A 9,838-nucleotide genomic window follows, 5' to 3' on the forward strand; every position below is an offset into this window, starting at 1 on the left:
CGCAAGCCGCCTCGGTGCCGCAGACCCAGCCGATGACGCAGCCGGCTTACCAGCCGCCGCCGCCGCAATATCCCCAGCAGGCGTATCCGCCGCAGGGCTACCCGCAGCAGGGCTATCCGCAGCAGCAGGGCGGCGGGCTGCTCGGCGGGTTCCTGAATTCGGGCTTCGGCCGGGCGATCGCGATGGGGGCCGGGTTCGGCCTCGGCGACGACCTGATCAACAGCATTTTCTGACCGGCCCGGCATGAACTGGCTTTCCGAATTCGTCCGCCCGCGCATCCGCACCCTGCTCGGGCGCAAGGAGGCGCCGGACAATCTCTGGCATCAGTGCTCCGCCTGCCAGCAGATGATCTTTCACCGCGAACTGGAGACCAATCTCAAGGTCTGCCCGCATTGCGGCCACCACATGCGGGCGACGGCGGCCGAGCGGCTGGGCTGGACCTTCGATGGCGGCACGTTCCAGCGGATCGACCTGCCGAAGGTGCCGGCCGATCCGCTGAAATTCCAGGACCGCAAGAAATATCCCGACGGCTCGCCGATGCGCGCAGGAAGACCGGGATGGAGGATGCCGTGCTGGTGGCGCATGGCACCGTGGGCGGGCATCGCGCGGTGATCGCGGCGATGGATTTCCGCTTCATGGGCGGCTCGATGGGGGCGGCGATGGGCGAGGCGCTGGTCGCCGCCGCCCGGCTCGCGGTGTTGCAGAAGGCGGCGCTGATCGTGTTCACCGCCTCGGGCGGGGCGCGGATGCAGGAAGGGCCGGTGAGCCTGATGCAGATGCCGCGCAGCACCATCGCGGTGCAGATGGTCCGCGAGGCGGGGCTGCCTTATATCGTGGTGCTGACCGATCCGACCACCGGCGGGGTGACCGCCTCCTTCGCGATGCTGGGCGATATCCAGATCGCCGAGCCGGGCGCGCTGATCGGCTTCGCCGGGGCGCGGGTGATCGAGGAGACGATCCGCGAGAAGCTGCCGGAAGGCTTCCAGCGCGCCGAATACCTGCTCGAACACGGCATGGTCGACATGGTGCTGGCGCGCGGCGAGATGGCGGCCACACTCGGGCGGCTGCTCGGCCTGCTGAAGGTGGGGCGGCCGGAGGCCGAGGCGGCGTGAGCGGGGCGGCGTGAGCGGGGAGACGCCGGCGCCGGGCCGGATCGATGCGCGGATCGAGCGGTTGCACGGGCTCTATCCGCGGCTGATCGACCTGCGGCTGGAGCGGCTGGAACGGCTGCTGGAGGCGCTCGGCCATCCGGAGCGGCGGCTGCCGCCGACGATCCATGTCGCCGGGACCAACGGCAAGGGCAGCGTCTGCGCGTTTCTGCGCGGCATGGCCGAGGCGGCGGGGCTGCGCGCGCATGTCTATACCTCGCCGCATCTCGTGCGGTTCAACGAGCGCATCCGGCTTGCCGGCGCGCTGGTGAGCGACGACGAGCTGGACGCGGCGCTCGATGAGGTGGAGCGGGTGAACGACGCAGCACCCATCACCGTGTTCGAGGCGATCACCGCCGCCGCCTTCGTGCTGTTCGCATCAAGGCCGGCGGAGATCGCGATCGTCGAGGTGGGGCTCGGCGGCACGTTCGATGCGACCAACGTGATTCCGCCGCCCGCCGCCGCCGCGATCACCGCGATCTCGCTCGATCATCGCGAGTTCCTGGGCGACACCGAAACCGTGATCGCCGCCGAGAAGGCCGGGATCATGAAGCGGGGCAGCCGGGCCGTGACCGGTTTCCAGACGCCGGAGGTGCTGGCCGTGCTGGATGGCAGGGCGAAGGCCGCCGGGGTGCCGCTCGCGGTGCGCGGGCGGCAGTGGCGGATCATGCAGCAGGGCGCGGGTGCCGTATATGAGGATGACGGCGGGCGGCTGGAGCTGCCGGCTCCTGCCCTGCCCGGCGCGCACCAGTTCGACAATGCCGGCATCGCCATCGCCGCCCTGCGCGCCGGCGGATTCGGGTTTGGCGAGGACGCCTTCGCGCGCGGCATGGCGGCGGCGGAATGGCCGGCGCGGTTGCAGCGCCTTGGGCCGCCTTTGGCGGGCGAGCTGCCGGCGGGTTCGGAACTCTGGCTCGATGGCGCGCATAATCCGGGCGGGGCGCAGGCGCTGGCCGAGGTTCTGGCCGGCTGGGAGGGGCCGACGCATCTCGTCGTCGGCATGAAGCAGGCCAAGGACGTGGCGGAGTTCCTGCGCATCCTGCTGCCGCAGGCGGAATCGGTGCAGGCGGTGGTCGAGCCGGGGCAGCACCTGGCCCTGCCGGTCGAGGCGATCATCGAGGCGTCGGGCGGGGTCGCGACGGCGGGGCCGGATGTGGAGACGGCGCTGCGGCGGCTCGCCGCGGACGGGACGCCGAAACGGGTGCTGATCTGCGGCTCGCTCTATCTGGCCGGGGTGATCCTGGCACGGCAGGAAGCGGCGCCGGCGCAGGGCTGATCCCCCTCGCCTTCCGGCCCGCCCCGCTTGCCTGAACCGGGCGATCGACCCGATACTCGCGGCGGATCGAAAAATGGGAGACCGGAATGTCCGCCACGATGAAAGCCTGGGCCGTTGTCGAGAACGGGGCGCCGCTGAAGGAAATCGACCTGCCGATGCCCGAGCCGACGGGGCGGGAGATTCTGCTGGAGGTGACGCATTGCGGCGTCTGCCATTCCGACCTGCATCTCTGGGACGGGTATTACGACCTCGGCAGCGCCGGGCGCTATGAGATCGTGCAGCGGGGAATCACGCTGCCGCTCGCACTCGGGCATGAGATCGTCGGCCGGGTGGTGAAGCTCGGGCCGGAGGCGAGCAGCGTGAAGGTGGGGGATGTGCGGATCGTCTATCCCTGGGTCGGCTGCGGCGAATGCGCGCGGTGCAAGGCGGGCGAGGACAATCTCTGCGCGAAGCAGCGCTCGCTCGGCATTTACCAGCATGGCGGCTACGCGACCCATGTGATCGCGGCGCATGCAGGGCACCTGGTCGACCCCGGCGATCTCGACCCGGCGCTGGCGGCGACCTATGCGTGTTCGGGCATCACGGTCTATGCCGCGATCCGCAAGGTGATGCCGCTGCCGGCGGAGACGCCGGTGGTGCTGATCGGCGCGGGCGGGCTCGGGCTTTCGGCGATCGCGGTGCTGCGCGCGCTCGGGCACCGCGCGATCGTCAGCGTCGATACCAGTGCGACGAAGCGCGACGCGGCGCTGGCGGCGGGGGCCACCGCGGTGGTGGACGGCAACGACCCGGCGCTGCACAAGGCGATCATCGCGGCGTGCGGCGGGCAGCCGGAGGCGATCATCGACCTCGTCAACGGCTCGGGCACGGCGAAGGCGGCGCATGCGGCGCTGGCCAAGGGCGGCAGGCTGATCATGGTCGGGCTGTTTGGCGGCGAGCTGAACATCCCGCTGCCCTTCATGCCGATGCGGGCGCTGACGCTGCAGGGCAGTTTCGTCGGCACGCCGGGCGACCTGCGGGAGCTGGTGGATCTGGCCCAGGGTGGGGCGCTGCCGAAGCTGCAGATCGAGACGGTGCCGCAGCGCGAGGCGGACGCGGCGATCCACCGGCTCAAGGCCGGCGAAGTGACCGGGCGGCTGGTGCTGGTGGCCGAGGGCGCTTGATCGAGAAGCTCGAATACCTGCTGGCGCTGGCGCGCGAGCGGCATTTCGGCCGCGGCGCGGAGAGCTGCGGCGTGACCCAGCCCACCTTCTCGGCGGGAATCCGCGCGCTGGAGGAGGCGCTGGGGATGCCGCTGGTCGAGCGGTCGTCGCGGTTTCAGGGGTTTACCCCGGAAGGCGAGCGGGTGCTCGACTGGGCAAGGCGGATCGTCGGCGACATGCAGGCGATGCGCGCCGATATCCGGGCGCTGAAGCTGGGCCTGTCGGGGCTGCTGCGGATCGCTGCGATTCCGACCGCGCTCGCCACCATCACGGAACTCACCACACCCTATCGGCGCCAGCACGAGGCGGTCAGATTCTCGATCCAGTCCTGCACCTCGAACGAGGTGCTGCGGCGGCTGGAGAATTTCGAGGTGGATGCCGGGGTGACCTATATCGACAACGAGCCGGTCGGCAAGAACCGGGTGGTGCCGCTGTATGAGGAGCGCTACCGGCTGCTGACGGCGGCGGATGCGCCGCTGGGGCGGCGCGAGCAGGTGAGCTGGGCCGAGGTGGGGCAGATCCCGCTGTGTCTGCTGACGCCGGACATGCAGAACCGGCGGATTCTCGACCGGCTGCTGCGCAATGCCGGAACCGAGCTGCGGCCGACGCTGGAGAGCAACTCGATCGTCGTGCTGGTCAGCCATGTGCAGACCGGGCGCTGGGCCTGCGTGCTGCCGGAGAAGCTGGCGCAGATTTTCGGGCTGACGCCGCGGCTGCGGGCGATCCCGATCGTCGGGCCGGAGGAGGTTCACGCGGTCGGGCTGGTGCTGCCGAACCGCGAGCCGGTCTCGCCGCTGGTGGCGGCGCTGGTGGAGGTGGCGGAAGCGCGGGCCGCAGCATTGGCGGGGCATGGCGGCTGAGACCTGATTGATAGATGTTTTCTATCAAACAATCTGGTCTTTGGCTTGTTTAGCGGGGGAAACTTGGGGATAATAGACAAATCATTAACCTGCATCACCTAAGCAGGAGTCTCGGTCATCCTGGCCGAGCGAGGAAACAGGATAGTCGGAATGGACCAGACGCCAGCCCAATGGAACGACGAGGCGGCACGCGCCGTGATCCGGGATCATGTCGGCGAGGAAGGCCCGCTGCTGCCCATCCTGCACGCGCTGCAGGAGAGTTTCGGCCATGTGCCCCGCGCGGCGGAGCCGCTGATCGCCGAGGCGCTCAACATCACCCGCGCCGAGGTGCATGGGGTGATCAGCTTCTATCATGATTTCCGCCGCGAACCGGCCGGCCGCCACGTGCTGAAACTGTGCCGGGCCGAGGCCTGCCAGTCGATGGGGTCGGAGGCGAATGCGCGGCGGCTGCTCGATGCGCTGGGGCTCGATTGGGGCGGCACCACGCCGGACGGGCGGATCACCGTCGAGGCGGTGTATTGCCTCGGCCTGTGCGCGACGGCGCCGGGCGCGCTGTTCGACGACGAGCCGGTGGGACGGGCCGACGCCGCCACGCTTGAAGCCCTGGTCGCGGAGGCCGCGTGATGAAGATTTTCGTGCCGCAGGACATGGCCGCCGTGGCGGTCGGGGCGAACCGGGTCGCCGCGGCGATCGAGGCTGAGGCGCGGGCGCGCAACATTCCAGTGACGATCGTGCGCAACGGCTCGCGCGGGATGTTCTTCATGGAGCCGCTGGTGGAGGTGGCCACCGCCTCGGGGCGGATCGGCTATCGCAATATCGGCGTCGCCGACGTGCCGGGGCTGTTCGAGGCCCGGTTCTTCGACGGCGCGCCGCATGCGCGTTGCGTCGGCCATGTCGAGGAGATCGCCTATCTGGCGAAGCAGACGCGCTTCACCTTCGGCCGGGCCGGGATCATCGATCCGCTGTCGCTCGAGGATTACCGCCATCATGGCGGCTACAAGGGGCTGGAGGCCGCGCTTTCGGCGGGCCCCGCGGCGATTGTCGCCGCGGTGAAGGAGAGCGGGCTGCGCGGGCGCGGCGGCGCCGGCTTCCCGACCGGGATCAAGTGGGAGACCGTGGCGCGCGCGCAGGCGGACCGGAAATACATCGTCTGCAACGCCGATGAGGGCGATTCGGGCACGTTCGCCGACCGGCTGATCATGGAAGCCGATCCGTTCATGCTGATCGAGGGCATGACGATCGCCGGTGTCGCGGTGGGCGCGACCAAGGGATATGTCTATATCCGCTCGGAATATCCGCTGGCGATCCGGATGATGCGCCGGGCGATCGAGATCGCGGAGCGCGCCGGCTATCTCGGCTCCGGGATCAACGGCAGCGCGCATGATTTCGACCTCGAAGTGCGGGTCGGCGCCGGGGCCTATGTCTGCGGCGAGGAGACCTCGCTGCTGGAGAGCCTGGAGGGCAAGCGCGGGCAGGTGCGGCCGAAGCCGCCGCTGCCGGCGATCGAGGGGCTGTTCGGCCGGCCGACCATCATCAACAACACGATCAGCCTCGCCAGCGTGCCGTTCATCCTCGCCGAGGGGGCGAAGCGCTACGCCGAGGTGGGCTATGGCCGCTCGCGCGGGACGATGCCGGTGCAGCTCGCCGGCAATGTGAAGCAGGGCGGGCTGTTCGAATGCGCCTTCGGCGTGACGCTGGGCGAGCTGGTGGACGAGATTGGCGGCGGCACCGCATCGGGCCGGCCGGTGAAGGCGGTGCAGGCGGGCGGGCCGCTCGGCGCCTATTTCCCGCCCTCGATGTTCGACACGCCCTATGATTACGAGGCGTTCGCCAAGCGCGACGGGCTGATCGGCCATGGCGGGCTCGTGGTGTTCGACGACACCGCCGACATGGCGCAAATGGCGCGCTTCGCGATGGAGTTCTGCGCCCTTGAATCCTGCGGCAAGTGCACGCCCTGCCGCATCGGCTCGACGCGCGGGGTGGAGACGTTCGACCGTATCCGCGCCGGGATCGAGCCGGAGAAGAATCTCGCGCTGGTGCGCGACCTCTGCGAGACGATGAAGTTCGGCTCGCTCTGCGCGCTGGGCGGCTTCACGCCGTATCCGGTGCTGTCCGCCATCAACCATTTCCCGGAAGAGTTTCGCGCGCCGAAACTCCCTGCCGCGGCTGAGTGAAGGAGAACCACCATGGGTCTCGTCCATGAAATCGATTACGGCACCAAGCCCAGCGAGGCCGCCAGCCTCGTCACCCTGACGATCGACGGGGTGAGGGTCAGCGTGCCGGAAGGCACGTCGGTCATGCGGGCGGCGATGGAGATCGGCACGCAGATCCCCAAGCTCTGCGCCACCGACATGCTGGACAGTTTCGGCTCGTGCCGGCTCTGCCTCGTCGAGATCGAGGGGCGCGCGGGCACGCCGGCCTCCTGCACCACGCCGGTGGCCGAGGGCATGGTGGTCCATACCCAGAACGAGCGGCTCGGCAAGCTGCGCCGCGGGGTGATGGAGCTTTACATCTCCGACCATCCGCTGGACTGCCTGACCTGCTCGGCCAATGGCAATTGCGAGTTGCAGGACATGGCCGGCGCGGTCGGGCTGCGGGAGGTGCGCTATGGCTATGAGGGCGAGAACCATCTCGACTCGGTCAAGGACCTCTCCAACCCGTATTTCCAGTTCGACCCGGCCAAGTGCATCGTCTGCTCGCGCTGCGTGCGGGCCTGCGAGGAGGTGCAGGGCACCTTCGCGCTGACCATCGCCGGGCGGGGCTTCGAGTCCAAGGTGTCGCCGGGGATGGAGGAGAGCTTCTTCGAGTCCGAGTGCGTGTCCTGCGGCGCCTGCGTGCAGGCCTGCCCGACCGCGACGCTGATGGAAAAATCGGTGGTCGAGATCGGCCAGCCGGAGCATTCGGTGGTGACGACCTGCGCCTATTGCGGCGTGGGCTGCTCGTTCAAGGCGGAGATGCGCGGCGAGGAACTCGTGCGCATGGTGCCCTACAAGGATGGCAAGGCGAATCACGGCCATTCCTGCGTGAAGGGGCGCTTCGCCTGGGGCTATGCGACGCACCAGGACCGGATCACCAGGCCGATGATCCGCGCCAAGATTTCCGATCCGTGGCGGGAAGTGTCGTGGGACGAGGCGATCGGCCATGTCGCCGCGGAGTTCAAGCGAATCCAGGCGACCTATGGCAAGGGCTCGGTCGGCGGCATCACCTCGTCGCGCTGCACCAACGAGGAGACCTTCCTGGTGCAGAAGCTGGTCCGCGCCGGGTTCGGCAACAATAATGTCGATACCTGCGCGCGGGTGTGCCACTCGCCGACCGGCTACGGCCTGTCGCAGACCTTCGGCACTTCGGCGGGGACGCAGGATTTCGACAGCGTCGAGCAGGCCGACGTGATCCTGCTGATCGGCGCCAACCCGACCGACGGCCACCCGGTGTTCGGCTCGCGGATGAAGAAGCGGCTGCGCGAGGGGGCGAAGCTGATCGTGATCGATCCGCGGCGGATCGACCTCGTGCGCACCCCGCATGTCGAGGCGGCGCATCATCTGCCGCTGCGGCCGGGCACCAATGTCGCGATGCTGACCGCCCTCGCCCATGTGATCGTCACCGAGAACCTCTTCGACGAGGCCTTCGTGCGCGAGCGCTGCGATCTCGACGCCTTCACCCACTGGGCCGAGTTCGCCGCCGCCGAGCGCAACAGCCCGGAGGCGCTGGCGGCGACCACGGGCGTCGACCCGCAGCTGGTGCGGGCGGCGGCGCGGCTCTACGCCACCGGCGGGAACGCCGCGATCTATTACGGGCTGGGCGTGACCGAGCACAGCCAGGGCACGACGGCGGTGATGGCGCTCGCCAATCTCGCGATGGCGACCGGCAATATCGGCCGCGTCGGCGTTGGCGTGAACCCGCTGCGCGGGCAGAACAACGTGCAGGGCAGCTGCGACATGGGCAGTTTCCCGCACGAGTTCAGCGGCTACCGGCATGTTTCGACGCCGGGGGTCAGGCAGGCTTTCGAGGTGGATTGGGGCGTTTCGCTCGACGCCGAGCCGGGGCTGCGGATTCCGAACATGCTCGATGCCGCGGTGGATGGCACGTTCAAGGGGCTCTACATCCAGGGCGAGGACATCGCGCAGTCCGACCCGGACATCAAGCATGTCACCGCCGGGCTCGCGGCGATGGAATGCGTCGTCGTGCAGGATCTGTTCCTCAACGAGACCGCGCAGTTCGCCCATGTGTTCCTGCCGGGCTCGACCTTCCTGGAGAAGAACGGCACCTTCACCAATGCCGAGCGGCGCATCCAGCTCGTGCGCAAGGTGATGACGCCGAAGAACGGCTATGAGGACTGGGAGATCACCCAGCTCATCGCCCGGGCGCTGGGCTACAACATGAACTACGCGCATCCCTCGGAGATCATGGACGAGATCGCGCGGCTGACGCCGAGCTTCGCGGGCGTGTCGTTCGACCTGCTGGAGCGGGAGGGCTCGGTGCAGTGGCCGTGCAACGAGACGGCGCCGGAGGGCACGCCGGTGATGCATGTGGGCGGGTTCGTCCGCGGTCAGGGGCGGTTCTTCGTGACGGAATACGTCGCGACCGACGAGAAGACCGGGCCGCGCTTCCCGCTGCTGCTGACCACCGGGCGCATCCTGTCGCAATACAATGTCGGCGCGCAGACGCGACGCACGGCGAATACCGCCTGGCATGAGGAGGATCTGCTGGAGATCCATCCGCACGATGCCGAGCAGCGCGGGATCAATGACGGCGCGTGGGTGAAGCTCGCGAGCCGGGCCGGCGAAACCTCGCTGCGGGCGAAGGTGACCGACCGGGTCGCGCCGGGGGTGGTCTACACCACCTTCCATCACCCGATGACGATGGCCAATGTCGTCACCACCGACTATTCGGACTGGGCGACCAACTGCCCCGAATACAAGGTGACGGCGGTGCAGGTCTCGCCCTCGAACGGGCCGACGGCGACGCAGCAGGACTACGCCGATCTCGGCCGTCGGACGCGGCAGATCGAGGCCGTGCCGGCGGAATGACGGCTCTGCCCGCCCCTGTCGTGCGGGTGGCGGCGACGGCGTTCCATCATGGCGACGTCGTCGCCGGCACCAGGCTGGTGCCGGAGGAGACGGCCGTGGCGCTGAGCTACGACCGGGCCGGCTATGCCGTGATGATGGCGACGCCGCGCGATCTTGAGGATTTCGCGATCGGGTTCAGCCCTGTCGGAAGGGATCGTCGACCGCGCGGAGGATGTGCGGGAGTGCCGCATCGTCGCCGTCGAGGACGGGGTGGAGTGCCGGATGCGGGTTGGCGCGGAGATCGGCGAGCGGCTCGCCCGCCGGCGGCGACACCTTGCCGGGGCGCTGG

At 69.1% G+C, this 9,838-nt stretch carries 6 protein-coding genes and 2 pseudogenes; all 8 read left to right on the plus strand.

All coding sequences use genetic code 11. The features are described from left to right. Positions 1 to 233: pseudogene (locus tag ACIDOCELLA78_RS000000112640) on the plus strand (hypothetical protein); the annotation flags it as partial. 10 nt (positions 234 to 243) lie between these two features. Beyond that, positions 244 to 1,112, plus strand: a pseudogene (gene accD, locus ACIDOCELLA78_RS000000112645) (acetyl-CoA carboxylase, carboxyltransferase subunit beta). 10 nt (positions 1,113 to 1,122) lie between these two features. Next, positions 1,123 to 2,424 (plus strand): folylpolyglutamate synthase/dihydrofolate synthase family protein, encoded by a 1,302-nt coding sequence (locus ACIDOCELLA78_RS000000112650; RefSeq protein ID WP_201729846.1) that lies wholly within the window; start codon positions 1,123 to 1,125, stop codon positions 2,422 to 2,424. Positions 2,425 to 2,522: 98 nt separating this feature from the next. After that, a complete protein-coding gene (locus tag ACIDOCELLA78_RS000000112655) occupies positions 2,523 to 3,584 on the plus strand; it encodes an alcohol dehydrogenase (protein WP_249676850.1) in 1,062 nt (353 codons plus the stop codon). Then, entirely contained in the window at positions 3,581 to 4,483 is a 903-nt protein-coding gene (locus tag ACIDOCELLA78_RS000000112660; RefSeq protein WP_201729848.1) for a LysR family transcriptional regulator, read from the plus strand. The genes ACIDOCELLA78_RS000000112655 and ACIDOCELLA78_RS000000112660 overlap by 4 nt, the downstream gene beginning before the upstream one ends. A 150-nt stretch (positions 4,484 to 4,633) precedes the next feature. Continuing rightward, positions 4,634 to 5,107, plus strand: a complete 474-nt coding sequence (locus ACIDOCELLA78_RS000000112665; RefSeq protein ID WP_201729849.1) for a formate dehydrogenase subunit gamma — start codon at positions 4,634 to 4,636, stop codon at positions 5,105 to 5,107. Then, a complete protein-coding gene (locus ACIDOCELLA78_RS000000112670; RefSeq protein WP_201729852.1) occupies positions 5,107 to 6,657 on the plus strand; it encodes an NADH-quinone oxidoreductase subunit NuoF in 1,551 nt (516 codons plus the stop codon). Before ACIDOCELLA78_RS000000112665 ends, ACIDOCELLA78_RS000000112670 begins: the two co-directional genes overlap by 1 nt. 12 nt (positions 6,658 to 6,669) lie before the next feature. Further along, positions 6,670 to 9,510 carry a formate dehydrogenase subunit alpha gene (fdhF, locus tag ACIDOCELLA78_RS000000112675; RefSeq protein WP_201729850.1) on the plus strand — a complete coding sequence of 947 codons (2,841 nt, stop codon included), beginning with the start codon at positions 6,670 to 6,672 and terminating at the stop codon, positions 9,508 to 9,510. Positions 9,511 to 9,838: the final 328 nt, after the last annotated feature.

This window comes from Acidocella sp. C78, from assembly GCF_907164655.1.